This is a genomic window from Bradyrhizobium diazoefficiens (assembly GCF_016616885.1).
In the GTDB taxonomy this organism is placed as follows: Bacteria; Pseudomonadota; Alphaproteobacteria; order Rhizobiales; family Xanthobacteraceae; genus Bradyrhizobium; species Bradyrhizobium diazoefficiens_F.
Genome location: NZ_CP067102.1, coordinates 7,751,235 through 7,774,906, shown reverse-complemented (window position 1 = coordinate 7,774,906; position 23,672 = coordinate 7,751,235). Strand labels below are relative to the sequence as shown.

The 23,672-nt window shown below is 64.3% G+C and carries 24 protein-coding genes; 10 read left to right on the top strand and 14 right to left on the bottom strand.

The window, feature by feature from the left end; all coding sequences use genetic code 11:
• Positions 1 to 14: 14 nt before the first annotated feature.
• The 4 genes from JJC00_RS36325 (at position 15) to ltrA (ending at position 3,818) form a co-directional block, all read left to right on the top strand.
• Positions 15 to 245 (top strand): S4 domain-containing protein, encoded by a 231-nt coding sequence (locus JJC00_RS36325; RefSeq protein ID WP_246774042.1) that lies wholly within the window; start codon positions 15 to 17, stop codon positions 243 to 245.
• 132 nt (positions 246 to 377) lie between these two features.
• Positions 378 to 716, top strand: a complete 339-nt coding sequence (fdxA, locus tag JJC00_RS36320) for a ferredoxin FdxA (RefSeq protein WP_200470515.1) — start codon at positions 378 to 380, stop codon at positions 714 to 716.
• Between the two features lie 349 nt (positions 717 to 1,065).
• Complete coding sequence (locus JJC00_RS36315; protein ID WP_200470514.1) at positions 1,066 to 1,890, top strand: CarD family transcriptional regulator; 825 nt, start codon at positions 1,066 to 1,068, stop codon at positions 1,888 to 1,890.
• 674 nt (positions 1,891 to 2,564) lie between these two features.
• Positions 2,565 to 3,818: a group II intron reverse transcriptase/maturase gene (ltrA, locus tag JJC00_RS36310; RefSeq protein WP_246773922.1), complete on the top strand. Its 1,254-nt coding sequence runs from the start codon at positions 2,565 to 2,567 to the stop codon at positions 3,816 to 3,818.
• Positions 3,819 to 3,983: 165 nt separating this feature from the next.
• Here ltrA and JJC00_RS36305 read toward each other — a convergent pair whose 3' ends face one another.
• From JJC00_RS36305 to cyoA, 7 genes are read right to left on the bottom strand one after another with little or no spacing between them, the layout of a single operon-like run.
• Positions 3,984 to 4,517 carry a response regulator transcription factor gene (locus tag JJC00_RS36305; RefSeq protein ID WP_200470513.1) on the bottom strand — a complete coding sequence of 178 codons (534 nt, stop codon included), beginning with the start codon at positions 4,515 to 4,517 and terminating at the stop codon, positions 3,984 to 3,986.
• Positions 4,507 to 5,892 carry an ATP-binding protein gene (locus tag JJC00_RS36300; RefSeq protein ID WP_200470512.1) on the bottom strand — a complete coding sequence of 462 codons (1,386 nt, stop codon included), beginning with the start codon at positions 5,890 to 5,892 and terminating at the stop codon, positions 4,507 to 4,509. The genes JJC00_RS36305 and JJC00_RS36300 overlap by 11 nt, the downstream gene beginning before the upstream one ends.
• The gene (locus JJC00_RS36295) at positions 5,864 to 6,700 is read right to left on the bottom strand and encodes an SURF1 family protein (protein ID WP_200470511.1); all 837 of its coding nucleotides are present in this window, start codon (positions 6,698 to 6,700) and stop codon (positions 5,864 to 5,866) included. The genes JJC00_RS36300 and JJC00_RS36295 overlap by 29 nt, the downstream gene beginning before the upstream one ends.
• 8 nt (positions 6,701 to 6,708) lie before the next feature.
• Positions 6,709 to 7,089 carry a cytochrome o ubiquinol oxidase subunit IV gene (cyoD, locus tag JJC00_RS36290; RefSeq protein ID WP_200470510.1) on the bottom strand — a complete coding sequence of 127 codons (381 nt, stop codon included), beginning with the start codon at positions 7,087 to 7,089 and terminating at the stop codon, positions 6,709 to 6,711.
• Entirely contained in the window at positions 7,086 to 7,715 is a 630-nt protein-coding gene (gene cyoC / locus JJC00_RS36285) for a cytochrome o ubiquinol oxidase subunit III (protein ID WP_200470509.1), read from the bottom strand. Before cyoC ends, cyoD begins: the two co-directional genes overlap by 4 nt.
• The gene (gene cyoB, locus JJC00_RS36280) at positions 7,716 to 9,713 is read right to left on the bottom strand and encodes a cytochrome o ubiquinol oxidase subunit I (protein ID WP_200470508.1); all 1,998 of its coding nucleotides are present in this window, start codon (positions 9,711 to 9,713) and stop codon (positions 7,716 to 7,718) included.
• Between the two features lie 25 nt (positions 9,714 to 9,738).
• A complete protein-coding gene (gene cyoA, locus JJC00_RS36275) occupies positions 9,739 to 10,899 on the bottom strand; it encodes a ubiquinol oxidase subunit II (protein ID WP_200470507.1) in 1,161 nt (386 codons plus the stop codon).
• 181 nt (positions 10,900 to 11,080) lie between these two features.
• Between cyoA and JJC00_RS36270 the strand changes: the two genes are divergently transcribed.
• Complete coding sequence (locus JJC00_RS36270; protein ID WP_200470506.1) at positions 11,081 to 12,418, top strand: MFS transporter; 1,338 nt, start codon at positions 11,081 to 11,083, stop codon at positions 12,416 to 12,418.
• A gap of 55 nt (positions 12,419 to 12,473) precedes the next feature.
• Positions 12,474 to 12,875 carry a c-type cytochrome gene (locus JJC00_RS36265; RefSeq protein WP_200470505.1) on the top strand — a complete coding sequence of 134 codons (402 nt, stop codon included), beginning with the start codon at positions 12,474 to 12,476 and terminating at the stop codon, positions 12,873 to 12,875.
• Positions 12,876 to 12,885: 10 nt separating this feature from the next.
• On the opposite strand, the gene JJC00_RS36260 is transcribed toward JJC00_RS36265, so the two are convergent.
• Positions 12,886 to 14,277, bottom strand: a complete 1,392-nt coding sequence (locus tag JJC00_RS36260; protein WP_246774317.1) for a M48 family metalloprotease — start codon at positions 14,275 to 14,277, stop codon at positions 12,886 to 12,888.
• A gap of 134 nt (positions 14,278 to 14,411) precedes the next feature.
• Positions 14,412 to 15,212: a thermonuclease family protein gene (locus JJC00_RS36255; protein ID WP_200470503.1), complete on the bottom strand. Its 801-nt coding sequence runs from the start codon at positions 15,210 to 15,212 to the stop codon at positions 14,412 to 14,414.
• 309 nt (positions 15,213 to 15,521) lie between these two features.
• Between JJC00_RS36255 and JJC00_RS36250 the strand changes: the two genes are divergently transcribed.
• The 3 genes from JJC00_RS36250 (at position 15,522) to JJC00_RS36240 (ending at position 18,407) form a co-directional block, all read left to right on the top strand.
• Positions 15,522 to 16,727 carry an ABC transporter substrate-binding protein gene (locus tag JJC00_RS36250; protein WP_200470502.1) on the top strand — a complete coding sequence of 402 codons (1,206 nt, stop codon included), beginning with the start codon at positions 15,522 to 15,524 and terminating at the stop codon, positions 16,725 to 16,727.
• 139 nt (positions 16,728 to 16,866) lie between these two features.
• Positions 16,867 to 17,655, top strand: coding sequence for an enoyl-CoA hydratase (locus JJC00_RS36245; protein ID WP_200470501.1), 789 nt, complete (start codon positions 16,867 to 16,869; stop codon positions 17,653 to 17,655).
• A gap of 2 nt (positions 17,656 to 17,657) precedes the next feature.
• Complete coding sequence (locus JJC00_RS36240; protein ID WP_200470500.1) at positions 17,658 to 18,407, top strand: hypothetical protein; 750 nt, start codon at positions 17,658 to 17,660, stop codon at positions 18,405 to 18,407.
• 54 nt (positions 18,408 to 18,461) lie between these two features.
• Here the strand turns inward: JJC00_RS36240 and JJC00_RS36235 are convergent, their stop codons facing one another.
• The 3 genes from JJC00_RS36235 to JJC00_RS36225 are packed head-to-tail and all read right to left on the bottom strand — an operon-like array spanning position 18,462 to position 21,537.
• Positions 18,462 to 19,280, bottom strand: coding sequence for an enoyl-CoA hydratase/isomerase family protein (locus JJC00_RS36235; protein ID WP_200470499.1), 819 nt, complete (start codon positions 19,278 to 19,280; stop codon positions 18,462 to 18,464).
• A gap of 15 nt (positions 19,281 to 19,295) precedes the next feature.
• Complete coding sequence (locus JJC00_RS36230; RefSeq protein ID WP_200470498.1) at positions 19,296 to 20,456, bottom strand: acyl-CoA dehydrogenase family protein; 1,161 nt, start codon at positions 20,454 to 20,456, stop codon at positions 19,296 to 19,298.
• A gap of 16 nt (positions 20,457 to 20,472) precedes the next feature.
• The gene (locus JJC00_RS36225) at positions 20,473 to 21,537 is read right to left on the bottom strand and encodes an acyl-CoA dehydrogenase family protein (protein WP_200470497.1); all 1,065 of its coding nucleotides are present in this window, start codon (positions 21,535 to 21,537) and stop codon (positions 20,473 to 20,475) included.
• A gap of 248 nt (positions 21,538 to 21,785) precedes the next feature.
• On the opposite strand from JJC00_RS36225, the gene JJC00_RS36220 reads away from it, so the two are divergent.
• The gene (locus tag JJC00_RS36220; protein ID WP_200470496.1) at positions 21,786 to 22,571 is read left to right on the top strand and encodes an SDR family NAD(P)-dependent oxidoreductase; all 786 of its coding nucleotides are present in this window, start codon (positions 21,786 to 21,788) and stop codon (positions 22,569 to 22,571) included.
• Positions 22,572 to 22,698: 127 nt separating this feature from the next.
• Here JJC00_RS36220 and JJC00_RS36215 read toward each other — a convergent pair whose 3' ends face one another.
• Positions 22,699 to 22,971, bottom strand: coding sequence for a GlsB/YeaQ/YmgE family stress response membrane protein (locus JJC00_RS36215; protein WP_200470495.1), 273 nt, complete (start codon positions 22,969 to 22,971; stop codon positions 22,699 to 22,701).
• Positions 22,972 to 23,013: 42 nt separating this feature from the next.
• Positions 23,014 to 23,622: a YidB family protein gene (locus JJC00_RS36210; RefSeq protein WP_200470494.1), complete on the bottom strand. Its 609-nt coding sequence runs from the start codon at positions 23,620 to 23,622 to the stop codon at positions 23,014 to 23,016.
• Positions 23,623 to 23,672: the final 50 nt, after the last annotated feature.

Genomic DNA, 23,672 nt, shown 5'->3' with positions numbered 1-23,672 from the left:
TGTGGCACGCGCGGGTGGTGAAGGCGCGCACCTCCGCGGCTGAACTCGTCGAGTCCGGCCATGTCCGCATCAACGGCACGCGCGAGAAGTCGCCGGGCCACGCGATCAAGATCGGTGACGTCATCACCGTCGCCCTTGATCGCACTGTGCGCGTGTTGAAGGTGACCGGCTTCAACGAGCGCCGCGGCGATGCTGCCTCGGCGCGCGTGCTCTACGAAGAAGTCGGCGACGCAAAGCGCAATTAATTGCGCGTCGCGTTCATTTCTTGGCCGATCAACGGCATAAAGCCGTCATGATCGGGGCTTCCCGAGCTTGCAGCGCCGGGCCATCCGCGCTACGCAAGCCGCGACTTTTGAATAAGCTTTTCGGAGCGTTGGATGACTTACGTCGTCACTGAAGCCTGCATCAAGTGCAAGTACACCGACTGCGTCGAGGTCTGCCCGGTCGACTGTTTCTACGAGGGTGACAACATGCTCGTCATCCACCCGGATGAGTGCATCGACTGCGGCGTGTGCGAGCCGGAATGCCCCGCCGATGCCATCAAGCCGGACACGGAACCGGGCCTGGAAAAGTGGCTTCAGGTCAACGCCGACTACGCCAAGAGCTGGCCGAACATCACCCAGAAGAAAGAATCACCCGAAGACGCGAAGGAATTCGACGGGATGGAAGGGAAGTTCGAGAAATATTTTTCTCCGAACCCCGGCTCCGGAGACTAAATTCCGGCGCAAACTTAACCCTAATACCTTCGTCAGCGTCGAAACCAGTCCTGAAGACCCCTAAATCATTGATTTTTGCGGGAAATGTGCTATATTAGGCACATTAAGCTGAACCCCTCGTCAGCCCAGTTGGCCCCGCCGGGTTCCCGTGAAACCAAATGTCGAACAGGGGCGTGGCAGTTTCCGCGCGCAGGCTGTGTCACAGAAAACGCGTAAAAAGAGTACTTCAGCGAGGGCTTCCCATAAGGAGGCCAAAAAAGTCGCCGCGGCCAGCCGTAGCGCATCCAAGGGTCGGGCCGCTGCCAAGGCGCCGCCGGCTGCAAAGTCCTCGAAGAACAAAAGAAGCGCAATGCCTCACAAGACTGCCAAACCGGCCGCGAAAGCGACCGTTGCCAAGCCTGCTGCTGCCAAGGCTCCTGCTGCCAAGGCTCCCGCTGCCAAGGCTCCTGCCAAGCCTGTTGCTCCGAAGGCTCCTGTTGCTGCCGCTCCTGCCAAGGCCCCCGTTGCTGCGAAGCCGGCCGTGAAGGCCGCTGCACCTGCGCCGAAGGTCGAGGAAAAGAAGGTCGTGACCCAGCGTCAGGGCTTCAAGGCCAATGAATTCGTCGTCTATCCCGCTCACGGCGTCGGCCAGATCCTGGCCATCGAGGAGCAGGAGATCGCCGGCGCGAAGCTCGAACTGTTCGTCATCAACTTCATCAAGGACAAGATGACGCTGCGCGTTCCGACCGCCAAGGTCGCCAACGTCGGCATGCGCAAGCTGTCCGAGCCCGCGCTGGTGAAGAAGGCGCTCGAGACCCTCAAGGGCCGCGCCCGCGTCAAGCGCACCATGTGGTCGCGTCGCGCCCAGGAATACGAAGCGAAGATCAACTCGGGCGATATCGTCGCGATCGCGGAAGTCGTGCGCGACCTCTATCGCTCGGAGTCGCAGCCGGAGCAGTCCTACAGCGAACGTCAGCTCTATGAAGCGGCGCTAGATCGTCTCTCTCGCGAGATCGCGGTGGTGCAGCACTCGACCGAGACCGAAGCGGTCAAGGAGATCGAGGCCCAGCTCGCCAAGAGCCCGCGCCGCAACGCCAAGGCGGAAGCCGCCGACGGCGAAGGCGAGACGGATGCCGAGGGCGATACCGACGATACCGATGGCGACGGCACCACCGTCGCCGACGAGGCCGCATAAGCGTCTCGTGTCGATCGCAAGCAATCAAAAGCCCGGCCGGTTGGCCGGGCTTTTTGCTTTTGGGTGCGCCAGGCATGGCGCGGAGCGCCGTGAGTGGCGCGATTTGACCGGAGTGGTGTCCGGTCGATGACTTGGAGGTGTGAGTCCTCTACGGACCTTGGTGATAGGAACCGTTAGCCGAACAGCAAGGGCGTCGTCGCGAGGCGGGGTCTGAAGGAAGCTGTAAGCAAAGTGCCGGCCTGACGAACAGCAAGCGCATAAGAGGCGTCCGCATCCGGGCGAGGGAGCCCAAATACCCGAAGCCCGATATCACTCGGAGGGTGCGGCCGTAGATGCGACAGGTAGATGGCACGAAGGTCACGCGACTGACCCTGGGAGGTCTGCCGTCCTGCCCCCGGCAACGGGTGTGCTACCGGCGCCGCAAGGCGTCGGGATGGGGCGGCAGAAGTCAGCAGAGGCCGTAGTAACCGGCAGCACCAAGCCGGCGAAGGGCCGAACGTCGAGTACCGGAGGAGGCCGGCCTGTCGATGGTGCCAACAGATGCAGACGATGACGCTGAGATGCGTCGTGCTCACCCCGAGGGTAGCGGCCGGAAGCCGCCAGAGCAGGGGCTGGGTGCATCAATCGCCACGGCGAGACCGCAACCTTCCCCTCCGGAGGTGGAAGCGCGGCTGATGGAGGAGATCGTCAGCCGAGCGAACATGATGACGGCCTACCGTCGGGTAATGGCGAACAAGGGCGCTGCAGGCATCGATCGGATGACCGTGGAGCAATTGCAGCCGTATCTGAAGGAGCATTGGCCGCGCATCAAAGAGGAACTGCTGGAAGGCCGCTACCGGCCGCAGCCGGTGCGCGGGGTGGAAATCCCCAAGCCTGGCGGAGGGGTGCGCCAACTTGGCATCCCGACGGTAGTAGACCGGCTGATCCAGCAGGCGATGCATCAGGTGCTGATGCCGCTGTTCGATCCAGGCTTCTCCAAGGCCTCGTACGGCTTCCGTCCGGGACGCAGCGCGCACGACGCGGTGCTTGCCGCGCGAGCGCATGTGGCTGAGGGTCGACGCTTTGTCGTCGACCTCGATTTGGAAAAGTTCTTCGACCGGGTGAACCACGACGTGCTGATGGCACGGGTGGCGCGCCGGGTTGCGGACAAGCGGGTGCTGCGGTTGATCCGCCGCTACCTGCGGGCTGGACTGATGACGGGCGGGATTACGACGGCACGGAGCGAAGGCACGCCGCAAGGCGGCCCTCTGTCACCTTTGCTGTCGAACATCCTGCTCGACGATCTGGACAAGGAACTCGAGCGACGAGGCCATGCCTTCTGCCGCTACGCCGACGACTGCAACATCTATGTTCGGACGCGACGGGCCGGCGAGCGGGTGATGGCGTCGATCACGCGATTCCTGACCGAGCGGTTGAGGCTCAAGGTCAACGCAGCGAAGAGCGCGGTTGACCGTCCCTGGGTGCGGACCTTCCTCGGCTACACCATGACCGCTCACAAGCAGCCGCGCCTCCGGGTAGCGGTCAAAAGCGTGAAGCGGTTGCGGAGCAAGCTGAGGACGACGCTGCGCCAAGGGCGTGGACGAACACTGGCATCGACCGTCAAGACCCTGACCCCCATCCTGCGCGGCTGGCTGCAATACTTCCGGCTGGCGGAGGCCAAAGGGGTGTTCGAGGAGCTCGACGGCTGGATGCGGCGCAAATTGCGCTGTGTTCTCTGGCGACAGTGGAAACGGCCACGGACACGCCTCAAGCGTTTGATGCAACGCGGGCTCGATCCGGAGCGGGCATGGCGGTCGGCCTACAACGGCCGCGGCCCTTGGTGGAATGCCGGGGCCAGCCACATGAACGACGCCTATCGCGCCGCCTTCTTCACGCAACTCGGCCTGCCGTCCTTCGTCGGACTGCACCGCCACCTCAATCGTGCTTGACGAACCGCCGTATACGGGACCGTACGTACGGTGGTGTGGGAGGGGGAAGCCGCAAGGCTTCCTCCTACCCGATTTGATCGTCAACCGCAATGCTCAACCGAACTCAGCGCAGGCGCCACTCCATTGCAGCTCCTGCTCGCGTAGACGCATGCGGGCGAGAGCAGCCTACTTAACCGGCCGCTTCTCGAGCTTTCGTGCCAGCGTGCGGCGGTGCATGCCGAGCCGCCTTGCCGCTTCCGAGATGTTGAAATCCGTCTCGATCAGCGTCTGGTGGATGCGCTCCCATTCCAGCGTCTTGATCGAGGTCGGCCGCACGTCCAGCGCGACCTCGGCATTGCCCTCGGCCTTGTTGAAGGCGGCTTCGATGTCGTCGGTGTTGGAGGGCTTTGCGAGGTAGTGGCAGGCACCGAGCTTGATGGCCTCGACGGCGGTCGAGATGCTGGCGAAGCCCGTCAGCACCACGATCAGCATTTCTTCGTCGTGGGTGTGCAGCAGCTCGACGCAAGCGAGACCGGAGGCGCCGCCGAGCTTGAGGTCGACCACAGCGTAGCCGAACGATCGGTCCTCCAGGACTTTCCGGACGTCGTCGATCGAGGCGGCGAGCACGACCTCGTAGCCGCGGCGCTCGAAGGAGCGCTTCAGCGTGCGCGCAAAGCCTTCGTCGTCCTCGACGACGATGAGCGAACGGTCAGGCGTCAAAACTGCCTCCGATCGCGAGTGTAGCGAGCGGCAAGGTCAGGCGTACGGTGGCGCCGCGCTTCCTGTGGTTCTCGGCGGTGACGCTGCCCCCTAACTTGCGCACCACGTTCACCACCAGGAACAGGCCGAGCCCGCCGCCGGCGCGGCCCTTGCTCGACTGGTAGGGCTTGCCGAGTTGGGCCAGCATTTCCGGCGCGAAGCCCGGGCCGCGGTCGCTGATCGAGAGCACCAGATTGTCGCCTTCGCGTTCGGCGAGCAGCTCCACCCACTCGCGCGAGACCTCATAGGCATTGTCGAGCACGTTGAAGATCACCTGCTTCAGCGCGATGTCGGAGACGATCGCGACGTCCTCGCCAAAAGTGTTGACGAAGTAGAGCGTCCGCGCCGAGCGAGCGTTGCGCCATTCCTCGACCAGCGCGGTGACGAAGGCGGTCACCGTCGTCGGCGAGGAGCCTTCGCCACGCGCTTCGCCGGCCGACACCAGGATGCCTGTCACGATCGACTTGCAGCGTTGCAGCGAGGTTTCCATCTCGGTGAGGTCCTCGGCCAACTCCTGATCGGCGGCGAGATCGGGCATGCGGCGCCAGTCGCTGAGGATGACGGAAAGCGAGGCGAGCGGCGTGCCGAGCTCATGCGCCGCGCCGGAGGCGAGCAGGCCCATGCGGACGATGTGATCCTGCTCGGCGGCGTGCTGGCGCAGTGCCGCCAGATGCGCATCGCGCTGGCGCAGATTCCGGTTGATGCGGGTGACGAATACGACCAGCAACACGGCGTTGAGAATGAAGCCGAGCAGCATGCCGGTGACGCTGAGCGTATAGGTCTCGCTCAGCGGATTCGGCGGCAGCTCGAGCGGCCGGTAGGCCATCGTCAGCCACACGAAGCTCGCGCAGCTCAGCGCCACCAGCGACCAGGTCGAGCGGGCATCGAGCAGCACCGCGCCGAGCGTGACTTGAAGCAGGAACAGCGAGGTGAAGGGGTTGGTGGCACCGCCGCTGAGGTAAAGCTGCGCGGTCAGCGCCGCGACATCCAGCATCAGCGCGACCAGCAGCTCATTGTTGGTGATGGCGGCGCGATGGCGCACCCAGACCAGGCTCGAGACATTGAGCAGCACCAGCGCGCCGATCACCGCGCCCATGCGGGTCAGGGGCAGCGGAATGCCGAGCCAGAAATGCACGCCGCCGATGGTCACGATCTGGCCGACCACCGCGGTCCAGCGCAGCTGGATCAGCAGCGCCATGTTCTTGCGGTTGGTCTCGTCGTCGGTCGGGGCCGCGCCGATCAGCTCGCTGCGCGCGTCCGCCTGCGACTGAAGCGTGACGGCCAGCTCGCCAAAATTGTTCCCGTCGTCAGGTCGGTTCGACGATCGTTCCAGCATCTGATCCCGTCCTGCGGGCGGAAGCATCGGAGCCGCCGGCCGGTTCGTGGACGAAGCGCTTGCGGCGGAACAGCCCGCCGCCGAATGTGACGAGAAGCCTGCCGGCCAGCATGAAAGCCAGGGCAAACCACGTCAGCGCGTAGATCAGGTGGTTATTGGGAAAGCGGATCACGGTCAATCCGCCGATTGGACCGCCGCCGGATTGTGATCCGGCATCGCCATCGACGAAGAAGGGGGCGACGTTCTGGAGGTCGCGTGCGGCCGCAATCGCGGCGACATCGCGCGAATACCAGCGATTGTGCTGGGGCACGTTGTCCCTGAGAAATCCGCCCTTCGGCTCGGTGATGCGCAGGAGTCCGGTGACCTCGATCTGGCCGTCCGGATTGCCGGCCTGGCGCGTCGATGGGTCGCGCCGCTCGGATGGCACGAAGCCGCGGTTGATCAGGACAAGCGTGCCGTCGGCGCGCTGAAGCGGCGTCAGCACCCAATAGCCAGGGCCTTCCTCGGTGACGGCCTGAACCAGGGTCTCGCGATCGTGCAGGAAGCGGCCGGAGACGCTGACATGCCGGTATTCGTCGCCTGCGGCGGTGATCGCCGGCCAGGCTGCGCGCGCGGGGATCGACTGGGCGGCGGCATGAACGCGCTGCTCGACGCGGTCGATCAGCGCGAGCTTCCAGGCGCGCCGCTCGACCTGCCAGATGCCGAGGGCGATCAGAACAACGAAGGCTGCGAGCGAGAGAACCGTGAGCCACAGATGCGGACGCGCAGCCCTTGCCGGGCTGCGCGGTTCGTTATCCCAGGGTCTCACGGGACCGCTCACTTCATTCCCGTCATCTCGTGGATCGGCATCATGTTGCTGTTGAGGTGGTTCATCACCCACAGCGAACCGGACAGCGCGATCGCCACCATCACGATGGTGAAGATCAGCGCCATCATGCTCCAGCCATTCTCGGACTTGGGGCTCATGTGCAGGAAGTAGATCATGTGCACGACGATCTGGACGACCGCAAAGGCCATGATGACCAGCGCGGTGATCTGCTTGCTCGGCAGCGCGCCGCTCATCACCAGCCAGAACGGGATCGCGGTGAGCACCACCGAGAGCACGAAGCCGAGCATGTAGGTCGAGAACGTGCCATGGGCGTGGCCGTCGTCGTGATGATGGCCGTCCGCATGGGCGGCGTGGGTGTCGGTGTTCATCGCAGAACTCCCAGGAGATAGACGAAGGTGAAGACGCCGATCCAGACCACGTCGAGGAAGTGCCAGAACATCGACAGGCACATCAGGCGACGGCGGTTGGCCTCGATCAGGCCGAAACGCCAGACCTGCACCATCAGCGTCACCAGCCAGATCAGGCCGCAACTGACGTGCAGGCCGTGGGTGCCGACCAGGGTGAAGAAGGCGGACAGGAAGGCGCTGCGCTGCGGCGTGGCGCCTTCATGGATCATGTGGGCGAACTCGGTGAGCTCGATGCTGATGAAGGCGACGCCGAACAGGCCGGTGATCAGGAGCCACATCTGCGTCTGGGCGATCTTGTTCTGCTGCATCGTCAGCATCGCAAAACCATAGGTGATCGACGACAGCAGCAGCATCGAGGTGTTCACCGCGACCAGATTGAGGTCGAACAGGTCCTTCGGTGCGGGCCCGGCGGCGTAGTTGGCGCCGAGGACGCCGAAGGCGGCGAACAGCATCGCGAAGATGAGGCAGTCGCTCATCAGGTAGATCCAGAAGCCGAGCGAGGTGCTGTAGCCTTCCGGATGCGGATGTTCGTCGGCGAGATAGAAGACCGGCTCGCCGGTTTGAGTGGGATTGACGGCGACAGTCATTTACTTGGCTCCGGCGAGCAGTTTGGTGCGCGCGTCCTCGGTCCGGATGACGTCGTCGGCCGGAATGTCGAAGTCACGGTGATAGTTAAAGGTGTGACCGATCCCGACGGCGAGCATCGCGATGAAGCTCGCGGCCGCCAGCCACCAGATGTACCAGATCAGGCCGAATCCCATCGCGGTGGCGAAGCCGGCGAGGATGACGCCGGTGCCGGTGCTGCTGGGCATGTGGATCGGCTTGAAGCCGGTGAGCGGACGCTGGTAGCCGCGCTTCTTCATGTCCCACCACGCGTCATTGTCGTGAACGACGGGCGTGAAGGCGAAGTTGTAGTCCGGCGGCGGGGAGGAGGTTGCCCATTCCAGCGTGCGGGCGTCCCAGGGATCGCCGGTGACGTCCTTGAGCTGCTCGCGCTTGAGGAAGGAGACCGCGAACTGCATCAGCATGCTGAGAATGCCGAGGAAGACGAGGCCGGCGCCGATCGCGGCGATGACGAACCAGATCTGGAGCGAGGGATCGTCGAACACGCGCAGGCGGCGGGTCACGCCCATCAGGCCGAGCACGTAGAGCGGCATGAAGGCCATGTAGAAACCGGTGACCCAGAACCAGAACGACAGCTTGCCCCAGAACGGATCGAGCTTGAAGCCGAAGGCCTTCGGGAACCAGTAGTTGATGCCGGCGAACGCGCCGAACACCACGCCGCCGATGATCACGTTGTGGAAGTGCGCGATCAGGAACAGGCTGTTGTGCAGGACGAAGTCGGCCGGCGGCACTGCGAGCAGCACGCCGGTCATGCCGCCGAGCACGAAGGTCAACATGAAGGCGATCGTCCACAGCATCGGCAGCTCGAAGCGGATACGGCCGCGATACATCGTGAACAGCCAGTTGAACATCTTCGCGCCCGTCGGGATCGAGATGATCATTGTGGTGATGCCGAAGAACGAGTTGACGCTGGCGCCCGAGCCCATCGTGAAGAAGTGGTGCAGCCAGACCAGGTACGACAGGATGGTGATGACCACCGTGGCGTAGACCATCGAGGTGTAGCCGAACAGCCGCTTGCCGGAGAAGGTCGAGGTCACCTCCGAGAAGATGCCGAAGGCGGGGAGAACCAGGATGTAGACCTCGGGATGGCCCCAGATCCAGATCAGGTTCACGTACATCATCGGACTGCCGCCGAAATCGTTCGTGAAGAAGTTGGTGCCGACGTAGCGATCGAGCGAGAGCAGCGCGAGCACCACGGTCAGGACGGGGAAGGAGGCGACGATCAGGATGTTGGTGCAGAGCGCGGTCCAGGTGAACACCGGCATCTTCATCATGGTCATGCCGGGGCAGCGCAGCTTGACGATGGTGCAGATCAGGTTGATGCCGGAAAGTGTCGTGCCGACGCCGGCGACCTGCAGCGCCCAGATGTAATAGTCGACGCCGACATCAGGACTGTAGCCGATGTTCGACAGCGGCGGATAAGCCAGCCAGCCGGTGCGGGCGAATTCGCCGATGAACAGCGAGGCCATCACCAGCACCGCGCCGCCGACCGTCATCCAGAAGCTGAAATTGTTCAGGAACGGGAACGAGACGTCGCGCGCGCCGATCTGCAGCGGCACCACGTAGTTCATCAGGCCCGTGACCAGCGGCATCGCCACGAAGAAGATCATGATCACGCCATGGGCGGTGAAGACCTGGTCGTAGTGATGGGCGGGAAGGAACCCTTCGGAACCGTTGAACGCGAGCGCCTGCTGCGCACGCATCATCAGCGCGTCGGCGAACCCGCGCAGCAGCATCACGATGCCGAGGATCATGTACATGATGCCGATACGCTTGTGGTCGACGGTGGTGAACCACTCGCGCCACAGGTAGCCCCAGAGGCGGAAATAGGTGAGGCCGGCGAGCAGCGTGACGCCGCCGAGCGCGACCATCACGAAGGTGCCGACCAGGATCGGCTCGTGCAGCGGCAGCGAATCGATGCCGAGACGGCCGAAGATGAGCTTGAGAAGATCAGGAGACATGCGAGCTCTCTTTAGGAGTCTGACTTCAGGAGTCTGACTTGGGACGTTGTCCGAGGAAGAAGGACGAGGACTTCAGCGGCGCGAAAGTCGGCCGCTTCAGGCCGGCACCGAGGAGTGGCGCGGTGTCGAGCGGCGCCTTGATCGCGGCCGTCGTCTGGCCCTGCGGCGCATCCGGCGTGCAGGTGCCGGCGACGAAGGTCGGCTCGGGCCCGAGGGCGGTGCCACGGCGTGCGTACTTGTCGTAGGCCAGCGGCAGGATGTTGTTCAGGCCCTCATGGCCGAGACCGCCCTTGGCGTCGATCGCCATCATCTCGCTCTGGCACATCTTGCCGGTCTCGACGCACATGTTGAGGATCAGGCGGTAGAGATCGGCATCGACCGTGCCCCAGCGGCGCACCGGCTCGTTCTCGCTCGGTTTCTCGAGCTGAAGATATTCGGCGCGGCCGAGCGAGCCGCCGGCTGATTTGGCCTGCGCGATCCAGGCGTCAAAGCCCTTGTCGTCGAGGCCCTGGAAGTTGAAGTGCATGCCGGAGAAGCCGGCGCCGCTATAGTTCGCCGAAAAGCCCTTGTAGGTACCGGCGTGGTTGATCACGGCATGGAGCGACGTCTCCATGCCCGGCATCGCGTAGATCTGTCCGGCGAGTGCGGGGATGTAGAACGAGTTCATCACCGAGGAGGCGGTGATGTGGAAGTTGATCGGGCGGTCCACCGGCGCGGCGAGCTCGTTGACGGTGGCGATGCCGTAGTCGGGGTAGATAAAGAGCCACTTCCAGTCGAGCGCGACGACATCGACGTCGAGCGGAGCCTTGGACTGATCCACGGCGCGTTCCGCATGGATGCGGCCGATGTTGCGATAGGGATCGAGCAGATGCGTGCCCATCCAGGTCAGTGCGCCCAGGCAGACGATGATCAGAAGCGGCGCCGACCAGATCACCAGCTCGAGCTTGGTCGAGTGGTCCCAATCCGGCTCGTACCGGGCCGAGGTGTTGGACTGGCGGTAGCGCCAGGCGAACAGCACTGTCAGCACCATCACGGGGACGACGATCAGGAGCATCAGGACGGTGGAGATGATGACGAGGTCGCGCTGTTGCGCCGCGATATCGCCGGCTGGCGCCAGCACGACGTAGTTGCAGCCGCTGAGCGCAGCTGCCAGGGGTAGCAGCGCCAGGATCTTGAGACGGGACACGGGCCGAGCCTTTGAGAATGAGTTTCCTTTGCGGAGCCAAGGGGTAGCTGCGGCGCAGCAATCCGGACATTGGACAATTTGTCCAATGTTGCAGTGCGGGATGTTGGGTCAAACAAGGCCAGATTGCCTGGCGTCCCGCCGGGCGGTTGGCTTTGGTTTTCAGGACGTTAAGGGCGCACGCATGGCGACGGCACAGACCCCCGCAATGGCAGACCTCCACTCGGGCGAGCATGGCCACGACCAGGCCAGTCCCGGTGAGATCGCCATCGGCGTCATCATCGGCCGCACCTCGGAGTTCTTCGACTTCTTCGTCTACGCGATCGCCTCGGTGATCGTGTTCCCGCGCCTGGTATTCCCGTTCACGAGCGAGCTGACCGGCACGCTCTATTCCTTCATGATCTTCGCGCTGGCCTTCATCGCCCGGCCGATCGGAACCGTCATTTTCATGACGGTCGACCGCGAGTACGGCAAGACGGCCAAGCTGGTCTCGGCGCTGTTCCTGCTCGGCACCGCCACCGTGGCGCTCGCGTTCCTGCCTGGCTATCACGACATCGGCGTCGCCGCGATCTGGCTGCTGGCACTGGCGCGTATTGCGCAGGGTCTGGCCTGGGGTGGTGCCTGGGACGGGATGGCCTCGCTGCTGGCGCTGAACGCGCCGTCTTCCAAGCGCGGCTGGTACGCGATGGTGCCGCAACTCGGCGCACCCCTCGGGCTGATCGTGGCGAGTGCGCTGTTCGCCTATTTCGCCGGCAACCTCTCGGCCGACGATTTCTTCGACTGGGGCTGGCGCTATCCGTTCTTCGTCGCCTTCGCCATCAACGTCGTGGCGCTGTTCGCGCGCCTGCGCATGGTGACGACCGAGGAATACGCATCGCTGTTCGAAACCCGCGAACTGCAGCCCTCGCGCATCTCCGACACGGTTGCGCGCGAAGGCCACAACATCATGCTCGGTGCGTTCGCGCCGCTCGCAAGCTTCGCGCTGTTCCACATGGTCACGGTGTTTCCGCTGTCCTGGGTGTTCCTGTTCACCCGCGAAAGCCCGGTGCGCTTCCTCATCATCGAGATCGTCGCCGCCGTGTTCGGCGTCGCCGCGATCGTGGCCTCCGGCGTCATCGCCGACCGGGTCGGCCGCAAGTCGCTGCTGATGGGATCGGCGATCGCGATCGCGATCTACAGCGGCTTCGCCCCGCAGTTGCTCGACGCCGGTGCATTCGGCGAGACCATCTACATGGTGATCGGCTTCATCCTGCTCGGTCTGTCCTTTGGCCAGTCGTCGGGCGCGATCGCCTCGAACTTCAAGCAGATGTATCGCTACACGGCATCCGCGCTGACCTCGGATATGGCCTGGCTGTTCGGCGCCGGATTCGCTCCGCTGGTCGCGCTGCTGCTCGCCACCAATCTCGGCGTCATCGCCTCGGGTGCCTATCTGCTCTCCGGCGCGTTCTGGACCCTGCTCGCGCTCTGGCTCAGCGGCCAGCGCGAGGTGGGTGACATGGACGCGGGCGAATCGTCGACCTGACGGGAATAAAATTCGACCCGGACGATCCTGTTTGCTGCCGCAAACAGGAGATCACATGAACGTCCGGTCGAATTCCGTCCTCCCGCGCAGCACGACAAGCCCGGCTCTCGCCGCTATCGCGATTGCGCTTCTCTGCGCAGCCGGCCCCGCCGGCGCGACCGGCAATGTCGCGCGCGGGCAGACGCTCTACAAGGGCTGCGCGGACTGTCACTCGATCGCCGAGAACGGCGTCGGCCCGATGCACAAGGGCGTGGTCGGGCGCAAGGCGGGCACTGTTCCCGGCTACGACTACTCGCCCGATCTGAAGAGCTCGGGGATTGTCTGGACCGAGGAGAATCTCGACAAATGGCTGACCGGACCGCAGGCCATGGTCCCGGAAACCAAGATGTTCTTTGATGTGCCGGATGCGCAGGATCGCGCCGATATCATCGCGTTTTTGAAGGAAAAGGCGAAGTAGGCGCCGCGTCTCAATCCGTCACGATCTTTACGCGGTCACGCACCTTCACCTGCGCGGTGCGATCGAGGCCGTTCAGCACGCGAAATCGTTCGGCCGGGTGATCGATGCCGGCCATGCGGTGGGACAGCGATTCCACGGTGTCGCCGGGCTGCACGGTGATGACCTTGATGCGCAGCGGACGCGCGGCCTGGATCTCTTCGAGGGTCAGGCGGCGGAATGAATTGACGGTCTCGCGCGCATTGCGCTCGCTCTCGGTCGACTTCTGCCGCGTGGCGAAGATGAAGCGATAGACGTCGCTGCCGAAGCGCAGCGCATAGACCTTGAACTGCCACTGGTCGCCCTTGGCGGTGGCGGACGCGGCCGGAAAGCCGTTGATGGTGATGTCTTCGGTGGACGCCTTCTCGACGCCTTCCATCCAGCCGGAATTGAGGTAGTCGCCGAGCGACTGCTCGGCCGGCACGCGCACGACGTCGAAGCGCATTGCCTGCGAGCCGCCCTCGCGCACGCCGATCACAGCCTGCGCGGTGTTGTCGAGCGTGAAATTATCCGGCGCCTGGAAGGTGAAGCCGAGTTTTGGATGCAGGAAACGCCGGCCGCGGACAAAGCCTTCGCTGGGGTCCTCGCCATAGACGAGGTTGTCGATCGCGGCGAGATAACTCTCGCGGTCGCGCTCGCCGCCTTCGGGCGCCGTATATTGCCGCGCGATGGTCTGCGCATTCTGCACCCGCTCGGGCGTGGCCGGATGCGACGAGGTGAAATCCTGCGCGCGCGGATCGAGCGAGCTCTTGCCGGCCTTCAGCTCGGCATTGCGCTCCATCGCCGAGAGGAAACGCGCAGCACCATACGGGTCGAAATGCGCCTTGGCCGAGATGCCGACGCCGATGCCGTCGGCCTCGAACTCCTGATTGCGCGAAAAGCTCGCCATGGTGAGCTTGGTCTTGGCGAGTGCGAGCGCGGTGAGATCGGGATCGTTGCTCATGTCGGTGACGACACGGGTGACGATCGCGGCCTGGCGCGCCTGGTCCTCGCGCATTGCGGCGTGCTTCGACAGCACATGCGCCATCTCGTGGCTCAGCACCGATGACAATTCCGAGGTGTCACTGGCGAGCGCAAGCAGGCCGCGGGTGACATAGAGCTGGCCGTTCGGCAGCGCGAAGGCGTTGACGGCGCCGGAATTGAGGATGGTGACCTTGTAGCCCTGGTCGGGGCGGTCGGAGGCGGCAACGAGCCGGTCGACGGTCTTGCTGACCAGTGATTCGAGCCTGGGGTCGTCATAGGTGCCGCCATAGCTCGCCAGGATGCGTTCGTGCTCCTTCTCGGTGGCGGGGGTCTGGGCGACGGCCGGCTTCGGCTTGGGCAACGCGACCGTCGGGGGGGCCGCCGCGGTCTGGAACCGGCCCATATCGCCGCAGCCTGCGAGCGCGGCGCCCAGCACGAGGCAAAGCGCGGCCGGCGCAGCCCGATGGCGGCGTCCTTCGCCCTTTTTGTGCTGTTCTGGCACCCCATTCACGTCGCTTAACCCGTGCCTGGCCTTGTTTAAGGCCTTACCCCAATAGGCTCGTTTGCGCCCAGCAACTCGACCTGTCCCACCCGGAGCACATCGATACGCGGCCCCGTCGTTCCCTCAACCCAGCCCCGGACACGAATACGTCTATTTTCCAGGGACTTAAGGGGCATTCCGGCGCTTTCAAACGCCGGCAGATTGCGCTTTGAAATAGTCGCCGCAAAGCCGCGTGTCCAGCTCCGTCCGAAGTTGAGGTAGGTCATTGCCCCAGCTTGCCGGACCGACAGGACTTTGCCCTCGACCACCATAAAGCGCCCGATCCCGGCCAAAATATCGTCCGGACTTTCCGCGTTTTTTATGGCCGACGGGTCAGCCCAGCTGCCCTTTTTTTGGCGCCTCGCCTCGGCCTCTGACGATATCAAGGCGGTGGCGCACGCCTTGTCCGCGATTTCGGCCGACACGAGGGCGTCGCCTTGGGCGAGCAGCACGGCCTGTATCGAGGTGTCGCTTTCGCCGATGAACACCAGCGCGCCCTGGCGGCCGTAGCGGTCGGGTGTGTCGTCGGTGCTGCGCAGCGTCACGTCGCGGCCGACCAGCGACGACGTCAGCGCTTGCTTCGTTGTCGATGTCGCCTCGATGCCGGTGAGGCGGATCTCGCGGCCATCGTCGAGACGCACACTGCGCGCATCGACGATTCCCGCAACGCGGCCTTCGCCCTGCGTTTCGAACTGGCACGGTGCGGCGAACGCCGCACGACCCACGACGACAAGAAATGCGATGATGAGATGAAGCCGTTGCGTCATGAGACCCGGAGAGGTTGCTTTGTGTGCCAACCTTAACTCAAGCGCGGTGAGACGCGAAGCGCTTCCTCACACTCCGTCATTGCGAGCGCAGCGAAGCAATCCAGACTGTCGCCGCGGAAAGATTCTGGATTGCTTCGCTTCGCTCGCAATGACGTGGAGGCATTTCTCCGCACCTCACCATTCCGCTTTGCGGAAAACATAAGATCGTCGTGAGAGACGCGCATCGCGCTTCTGCTTGCTGCGCTCTTGCGCATGCGGCATGATTGCGCGAATAGCGATTGCCAAGAGCAATAATCAAGCCGCCATTCAGAGTCGGGCAATCAAGGGAGGTCTTCTTCAATGAAGCATATTCTGTCGGGCATTTTTGCCGCCGCGTTGGCCCTCGGCGCGAATGCTGCGCAGGCCCAGGACAAGCCACCTCTGAAGATCGGCGGCATCCTCGACATGTCGAGCCTCTATGCCGACATCACTGGCCCCGGCAGCGAGACCGCGGCCAAGATGGCCGTGGAAGATTTCGGCGGAGAGGTGCTGGGGCGCAAGATCCAGGTGATCGCGGCCGACCATCTCAACAAAGCCGACCTGTCCGCCAACCTCGCCCGCGACATGCTCGACAATCAGGGCGTCGAAATGATCTACGACGTCGCGGCCTCCGCGACCGCGCTTGCCGCCGGCGAGATCGCGAAGGCGCGCAACAAGATCATCATGTTCAACGGTCCGGGCTCGATCCGTCTCACCAACGAAGCCTGCGGTCCCTACACCATCCACTATGTGTTCGACACCTACGGCCAGGCCAACGTGACCGGCCTTGCGGCCGTGAAGTCGGGCCTCGACACCTGGTTCTTCCTCACCGCCGACTATGCCTTCGGCCAGGACCTGGAGAAGGACACCAGCGCGGTCGTGACGAAGACCGGCGGCAAGGTGCTCGGCAGCGTGCGCCATCCGCTCAACACGTCGGACTTTTCATCGTTCCTGCTGCAGGCGCAGGCCTCGAAAGCCAAGGTGATCGGGCTCGCGAACGCCGGCGGCGACACCGTCAACGCCATCAAGCAGGCGGCCGAATTCGGCATCACCAAGGGCGGCCAGAAGGTTTCGCCGCTGCTCGCTTTCGTCTCAGACATCGACTCGATCGGTCTCGAGACCGCGCAGGGCCTGCTGCTGGCCGAAGCCTTCTACTGGGATCTCAATGACGACACCCGCGCGTGGTCGAAACGCTTCATGGAGCGCACCAAGCGGATGCCGACCTCGGCGCAGGCCGGCGTCTATTCCTCCGTCATGCATTATCTGAAGGCGGTGAAGGCGGCAGGCACGACCGATGCGGCCGCGGTCATCAAGGTGATGAAGGACACGCCGATCAACGACTTCTTCGCCAAGAACGGCAAGATCCGTGAGGACGGCCGCATGATCCACGACATGTACCTGTTCGAAGTCAAGAAGCCGTCGGAGTCCAAGGGCCGCTGGGACGACTACAAGCTGGTTGCCACCGTGCCCGGCAGCGAAGCGTTCCAGTCGCTGGAGCAGTCACGCTGCCCGCTGGTGAAGAAATGACGCGAAGCGTCATCCCGGGGCGTGCGTGAGCACGAACCCGGGATCTCGAGGTTCCGGATTCTCGCTTCGCGAGCCCCGGAACGATAGCCTGACAAACGCCCGGAATGACCGAGCAAAACAACAACAAGGGAGACGTCCCATGAACGACATGGTCCTGCAGAAGCTCGAAGGCGGGCTGCTTACCATCACCATGAACCGTCCGGAGCGGAAGAACGCGCTCAATCCCGAGATGGTCGCCGGTCTGGTCGAGGCGGCGCGACGCGCGGCCGACGATCCCGAGGTGCGGGCGGTGCTGTTCAAGGGAGCCGGCGGTTCGTTCTGCGTCGGCGGCGATGTCAAGTCGATGGCGGCCGGTCGCGCGCCGCTGCCGTTCGAGGTGAAGATGGCGAACCTTCGCCGCGGCATGGAGGTCTCGCGCATCCTGCACCAGATGCCGAAGCCCGTGGTGGCGCAGCTCGATGGCGCCGCCGCCGGTGCCGGCCTCTCCATGGCGCTGTCGTGCGACCTGCGCGTTGCCTCCGAGTCCTGCAAGATCACGACCGCTTTCGCCAAGGTCGGTTTCTCCGGCGATTACGGCGGTACCTACTTTCTCACCCAGCTGCTCGGCAGCGCGCGGGCGCGTGAGCTCTATCTGACGTCGCCGGTGCTCACGTCCAAGGAAGCGCATGCGATCGGCATGGTGACCAAGGTCGTGCCCGATGCCGAGATCGACGCTGCCGCACATGAGCTGGCGCTATCGCTGGCGCAGGGCCCGTCGATCGCGCTCGGCTACATCAAGCGCAACATCAACAATGCCGAGCACCTGCCGCTGGAAGATTGCTTCGACGGTGAAGCCATCCATCACACTCGCTGCAGCGACACCGAGGATCACAAGGAGGCCGCGAAGGCTTTCGTCGAGAAGCGCAAGCCGGCCTTCAAGGGCGCATGACGATGGCGCGCTATATGCGTCTGCGGCAGATTTGTCTCGTCGCGCCGCAGCTCGCGCCTGTCATCTCCGATATCGCCGGGATCATGGGCCTCGCCGTCTGCTACCGCGACGGCAACGTCGCCAAATACGGCCTGGAGAATGCATTGCTCCCGGTCGACACGATCATGCTCGAGGTCGTCGCACCCTTCAAGGATGGCACCACGGCCGGCCGCTTCATCGAGAAAACCGGCGGTCGCGGCGGCTACATGGCGATCTTCTGCTGCAACGACCCGGACGAGCGCGGGCGTAACGCCAACGCGATCGGCGTGCGCACCGCCAACGTTATCGATCATGCGCCCTATCACGGCGTCCAGCTCCACCCCCGCGACTGCCGCGCTGCCTTCATCGAGTTCAACCACACCGAAGGCAGCGACGACATTCTGGGCCCCTATCCGCCGGCCGGGCCGGATTGGCAAAATTTTATCCGAAAGGATGTGACGCAGGCGCTGACGGCGGTGGAGATGCAGAGCCCGGACCCGCGGGGGTTGGCGGAGCACTGGGGGAAGATCATCGGTGTTGCGGCTGATGGCGCTGAGCTTAAGCTGCCCAATGCGACCTTTCGTTTCGTGAAGGGTGCCAGCGAGATCATGAGCGCGCTGGAGTTTCGGGTGGTTGATGCGGCCCAGGTGCTGCATGCCGCAAAGGCAAAGGGGCTCGCGGTTGCGGGGAACGAGTTCTTGCTGGGCGGGGTGACGTTTCGCGTGAAGCCGTGAGGATCGTCGCGCTTCGCGGCACCTCCTCCCACAAGGGGAGAAGGAAGAAAGAGGTTACCGCCCCCTGAAATTCGCCACACGTCGCTCTTCCGTGGCCTTCACGCCTTCCTTGAAATCTTCCGTCGCGCGCAGGCGGGTCTGCTCGGCGAGCTCGTGATTGGTCGCCGCCATCACGCGATCGGCGAGGCCGACGCGCATCGTGGCGCGGGTGGAGAGCAGGCCGAGCGGGGAGCATTCGGCGATCTCGCCGGCGAGCTTCATCGCCTCCGCCTTGACCTGGTCCTGCGGCACCAGCACGTTGGCGAGGCCCCACTTGTAGGCTTCTTCGCCGGTGACGCGGCGGCTGGTGTAGAACATCAGCTCGGCATTGTTCTTGCCGATCAGCTCGGGCAGCGTCGTCGTCAGGCCGAAGCCGGGATGGAAGCCGAGTTTGGTGAAGTTCGCGGAGAAGCGCGCTTCGGGGCAGGTGACGCGGAAGTCCGCCGACACGGCAAGTCCAAGGCCGCCACCGATGGCCGCGCCCTGCACCGCCGCGACGATCGGCTTCTTGGCGCGGAAGATGCGCACGGCCTGGATGTAGAGATGGTTGATCGGGCCGAGATTATCGGCGGGGTCGCCCTTTGCCTTTTTCTCGGCCTCCCGAGCTTCCTGCGCCTGCCGCGCCGGATCACCGAAATTGGCGCCGGCGCAGAACGCCTTGCCTTGCGCCGAGAGAACGGAGGCGCGGATCTCGATGTCGCGATCGAACTCATCGAGCGCGTCTGCGATCTGGTTGATCAACGAGATGTCGAAGAAGTTGAGCGGCGGCCTGCGGATCTCGATCGTGCCGACGTGCCCGACCTTCTCGACGCCGATATCTTTGTAAGAGCTCATGATGTCCTCGAAAAGTTAGCGCAAGCCCAGTCCGCGGGCGATGATGCCGCGCAGCACCTCGGTGGTGCCGCCCTGGATGGTGAGTTTCGGTGCGGTCTTGATGGCGAAGTCTAGCTGTCGCTCCAGCGTCTCGCGGTTGGTCGCGGTCTCCTCGACGAACGCCGCGAGATCGCGCACGCGATGCGGAAGCTGCTGCTCCCAGACCGTGCCGATGTCCTTGACGATGGAGGCTTCCACCACCGGCTCCTTGCCGGCCTGCAGCATGCCGGCGACCGAGACCGACATGCGCCGCATGGTGTGGAGCTGCGCCACCAGTCGCCCGATGCCTTCGGCACTGCGCGTATCCGGATTGGGACCGACCGCGCGGACCAGCTCGGTCAGCACGTAATAGGTCTCGAGGAAGCGCTCGGGGCCTGAACGCTCATAGGCGAGCTCCGATGTGGCCTGCTTCCAGGCGCCGTCGACCTCGCCGAGCACGTGATCCTCGGGCACGAAGAAGTCGGTGAAGACGACCTCGTTGAACTCGTACTGGCCGGTGATCTGGCCGATCGGGTTCACCTGAATGCCTGGCTGCTTCATCCTGACCAGGAACTGCGTCAGGCCGTGACGGCGGTTTTCCTTGGCCGGCGGCGACGTCCGGAAGATCGCGATCATGTAGTCGGCGATATGCGCCGACGAGGTCCAGATCTTGGTCCCGTTGATGAGATAGCCGCCGTCGGTCTTGGTCGCGCGCGTCTTCGCGGCGAACAGGTCGGAGCCGGAGTTCGGCTCGCTCATGCCGATGGCGAAGCAGATCTCGCCGCGACAGATGCGCGGCAGGATCTCCATCTTGATGTGCTCGGGGGCGTACTTCAGCAGCACCGGCCCGCTCTGGCGGTCGGCAACGAAGAAGCGTCGCGTCGGCGCATTCGCCACGCGCATCTCCTCGGTCACCACGTAGCGTTCGAGGAAGGAGCGCTCCTGGCCGCCATATTTCTTCGGCCAGGTCATGCCGAGCCAGCCCTTGGCGCCGACCTTGCGAGAAAATTCCGGCACGTCGGTGTCTTCGCGGTTGGGCTTGAATGGACTGAAGGTGCCGGCGGCGATTTCTTCGGCGAGGAAGGCGCGCACTTCCTTGCGCAGTTGCTCGCACTCGGGCGGCAGGCGGATCGGATCGAAACGGAGGGCAGCGGTCATGAGTTTCGTCTCCCGATCAGCGCGACGCCACGAGGGGCCACAATTCGTCGGCGCCGCGCCTGGCGACGAGCTTGCCGAGCTCGACCGCCCAGTAGCTCTCCGAGCCGAAATCGTCGCGCCAGGCCAGCGCCCGCAGCGAATAGCGGTGCAGGATGTGCTCGATCGTGAAGCCGATCGCGCCGTGGACCTGATGCGCGATGCCGCCGCCTTTTTCCGCGGCTTCGGCGCAACGGATCTTTGCCGAGGCGGCTTCGAGGTAGACCTCGTCATTGAATGACGTGGCGTTCGCGATGGCGTCGGCGGCCGAGGTTGCGGCCGCAAGGGCTGCTGCGGATTCGCCGGCGAGGCGTGCGAGATTGTGCTGCACCGCCTGGAATTTCGAGATCTTCTTCTCGAAGGCGACGCGCTCATTGGAGTAGCGCACGGAGATGCCGAGCATCGATTCCAGCGCACCTGCGATCTGAAGGCTGCGTGCGACGCCCCCCATCAGCATCAGCGTGGTCTGGTCAACGCCTTTCGGCGCGGCCTTGATCGTGACGGCCTGGACCTTGTCGAGCGTGACGGTATCGCTGTGGTCGTAGCCGACATTGAGGCCGGATTCGATCCGACCCTTGCTCGCATCGACCAGCGCGATCGAGACACTATCCTTGCCATGCGCGAGCACTGCAAAACGCTTCGCCGCTTTGGCAAAGGGCACGCCGCGGGCGCGGCCCGAGAGTAAGCCGTCGGCATCAATCGTGATGCGATCCTTCGGCGAGGCTGGCAGCACCGTCATCTCGCCTTCGGGCGAAGCGATATTCGCCTGCGCCAGCAGCCAGCCCGCGAGCATGGTCTCGGCCAGGGGAACTGCGACCGCGAAACGGCCGGCAGCGTTCAGCAAGGCAAAACCGTCGGCAAGGCTCGCGCCGGAGCCGCCGAGATCGTCGGGCACCCAGGACAAGGGTAAGCCGGCTTCGCTCAACGCCTGCCACAATGGCGCCTGCCACGAATTCTTCTTGTCGTTGTTGATGGTTTGCGGATCGGCGAGATCGGCGAAGATCTTCTCCGCGATCTCGACGACGATATTGTCACTCTCCGCCACAGCGTTCCCCGTGTTTTGCCATTGGCGCGTCCTGCCCGGTCGGTGCGGCGCGCGATCTCTTCTTGCGCCCGATGATCCGAAAAAGCCATGGTCCTGACAAGCGTTGATCGCAGGCCCATCTGCGGCGCCGGCATGGGGGGCAGGACCCGGCCGGGACTAATTCCGCTAAGCGGAGTTTGCTCGATTTGCAGGGCGCGACAAACTCGCTAAACAGGGCGCCACATTCAATCAGGGGGAAGGACATCCGGATGGCCAAGAACAGTTTGTGCGCAATCGTGACGGGGTCCGCATCCGGACTTGGTGCTGCGACCGCGGAAATTCTCGCGCGCAGCGGGGCGCGGCTCGTCATCAACTATTCCTCGAGCCAGAAGGAAGCCGAGGCCACGGCAGAGCTCTGCCGCAAGGCCGGCGCCGCGGACGTGCTGGTCGCGCAGGGCGACGTCTCCAAGGATGACGATTGCCGCAGAATCGTTGCGGCCGCGAGCGGTTGGGGCCGGCTCGACGTCCTCGTCAACAACGCCGGCACGACCAAGCATGTCGCCCATGCCGATCTCGACGGATTGTCAGCTGAAGATTTCCAGCGTCTCTACGGTGTCAACACGATCGGCCCGTTCCAGATGGTGCGTGCGGCGCGCACCTTGCTGGAAGCCGGCTCGAAGGCATCGGGGCGTGCGTCCGCCGTCGTCAACGTGTCGTCGGTCGCCGGCATCAGCGGTGTCGGCTCGTCGATCGCCTATGCCGCGAGCAAGGGCGCGCTCAACACCATGACATTGTCGCTGTCGCGTGCGCTGGCGCCGCTGATCCGCGTCAACACGGTATGCCCCGGCTATATCGACACGCCATGGTTCACCAAGGGCCGCGGCGAAGCCGGCGCCAAGCAGGTGCGCGACAGCGTGGTGGCGAAGGTGCCGCTCAAGGTCGCCTCATCCGCCGAGGACATCGCGCAACTGGTCTGCTTCCTGGCGATGCCGGCCTCCAGCAACATGACCGGCGAGGTCGTGCGCATGGATGCGGGAATGCATTTGATTACGTGACTCGTCATTGCGAGCGAAGCGAAGCAATCCAGACTGCCTCCAAGGCAACGGATTGCTTCGTCGCAAGAGCTCCTCGCAATGACGGAGTGTGGGGAGGCGGCGTGCCTCTATCCAACAGCTTACGCCATCACCCCTTGATCACGCCGCTCGCCACCAGCCGGTGCCAGATGAACAGCACCACCACCGCGCCGATCGTGGCCATGATGAATCCCGCGCCTTGATCCGGACCGTAATGGCCGATGGCCTGGCCGACGAAGGTCGCCAGAAACGCACCGACGATGCCGAGGATGGTGGTGAGGATGAAGCCGCTCGGGTTGTTCGGTCCCGGTGCCAGGAAACGCGCGATGAGGCCGGCGACGAAGCCGACGACGATGATCCACAACAGGCCGCCCATGCTCATGTCAGTGCTCCCCTTGCCGAGTACGCGTAGATCCAATTTGGATTAAATTCGTCCCGAGATCTCGTCCTCGGTCGGCAACCGCCCATCCGGCGTCAGATGGTCGATCACCTGCGGCAGATACTGGCTGAGGCCGGAGAGCAGCTCGTCGCGCGACAGGCCGCTCTGGGCGGACAGGCTCTGGATCTGGTCGGCGCCGAGCGCGTTGGCGAGATCGCCGGGCGCGATCGCCTTGTTCTCGCCCTTGCCGACCCAAGTGCTTGCGGTGTCGCCGTGGCCGCCCTGCTGGAGCTGGTTGAGGAGATCGCCGAGGCCGCCGCTGAGCACGGTGCCCGCCGCACCGCCCGCGAGCAGGCCGCCGAGGCCGCCCTTGAGGACATCGCCGAGGCCGCCGCCCCCGCCGAGAGCACCGCCAAGTCCTCCGGCAAGACCTCCGCCCGTACCCGCATTCGCCGGCGGGGGGACAGGTGCCGGCGCCGACTGCGGCGCGGCGCCCGGCTGGCTTGCGGTCAGATGCTTGAATGCCTTCCAGGCGAGCAGGCCGAGGATCGCCATGGTCATCGGCGACATGCCGCCGGAGGATTGCTGTGAGCTCGGGGTGCTCGGGCCGCGGGGACCGTTCTGCATGCCATTGAGGACGTCGAGTAGACCCATGGTGCTCTCCTTTGGCGTTCTCGTCGGCGAGCTCTCGCCGGTGACAAAGC

Coding starts and splice junctions, on each gene's coding strand:
- JJC00_RS36250 (WP_200470502.1), top strand. CDS start 15,522: ATGAAGCATATTCTGTCGGGCATTTTTGCCGCCGCGTTGGCCCTCGGC.
- cyoC (WP_200470509.1), bottom strand. CDS start 7,715: ATGACTGTCGCCGTCAATCCCACTCAAACCGGCGAGCCGGTCTTCTAT.
- JJC00_RS36215 (WP_200470495.1), bottom strand. CDS start 22,971: ATGAGCATGGGCGGCCTGTTGTGGATCATCGTCGTCGGCTTCGTCGCC.
- ltrA (WP_246773922.1), top strand. CDS start 2,565: ATGGAGGAGATCGTCAGCCGAGCGAACATGATGACGGCCTACCGTCGG.
- JJC00_RS36210 (WP_200470494.1), bottom strand. CDS start 23,622: ATGGGTCTACTCGACGTCCTCAATGGCATGCAGAACGGTCCCCGCGGC.
- JJC00_RS36270 (WP_200470506.1), top strand. CDS start 11,081: ATGGCGACGGCACAGACCCCCGCAATGGCAGACCTCCACTCGGGCGAG.
- JJC00_RS36315 (WP_200470514.1), top strand. CDS start 1,066: ATGCCTCACAAGACTGCCAAACCGGCCGCGAAAGCGACCGTTGCCAAG.
- cyoB (WP_200470508.1), bottom strand. CDS start 9,713: ATGTCTCCTGATCTTCTCAAGCTCATCTTCGGCCGTCTCGGCATCGAT.
- JJC00_RS36300 (WP_200470512.1), bottom strand. CDS start 5,892: ATGCTGGAACGATCGTCGAACCGACCTGACGACGGGAACAATTTTGGC.
- cyoD (WP_200470510.1), bottom strand. CDS start 7,089: ATGAACACCGACACCCACGCCGCCCATGCGGACGGCCATCATCACGAC.
- JJC00_RS36260 (WP_246774317.1), bottom strand. CDS start 14,277: ATGGGCCGGTTCCAGACCGCGGCGGCCCCCCCGACGGTCGCGTTGCCC.
- JJC00_RS36230 (WP_200470498.1), bottom strand. CDS start 20,456: ATGACCGCTGCCCTCCGTTTCGATCCGATCCGCCTGCCGCCCGAGTGC.
- fdxA (WP_200470515.1), top strand. CDS start 378: ATGACTTACGTCGTCACTGAAGCCTGCATCAAGTGCAAGTACACCGAC.
- JJC00_RS36235 (WP_200470499.1), bottom strand. CDS start 19,280: ATGAGCTCTTACAAAGATATCGGCGTCGAGAAGGTCGGGCACGTCGGC.
- JJC00_RS36245 (WP_200470501.1), top strand. CDS start 16,867: ATGAACGACATGGTCCTGCAGAAGCTCGAAGGCGGGCTGCTTACCATC.
- JJC00_RS36240 (WP_200470500.1), top strand. CDS start 17,658: ATGGCGCGCTATATGCGTCTGCGGCAGATTTGTCTCGTCGCGCCGCAG.
- JJC00_RS36265 (WP_200470505.1), top strand. CDS start 12,474: ATGAACGTCCGGTCGAATTCCGTCCTCCCGCGCAGCACGACAAGCCCG.
- JJC00_RS36220 (WP_200470496.1), top strand. CDS start 21,786: ATGGCCAAGAACAGTTTGTGCGCAATCGTGACGGGGTCCGCATCCGGA.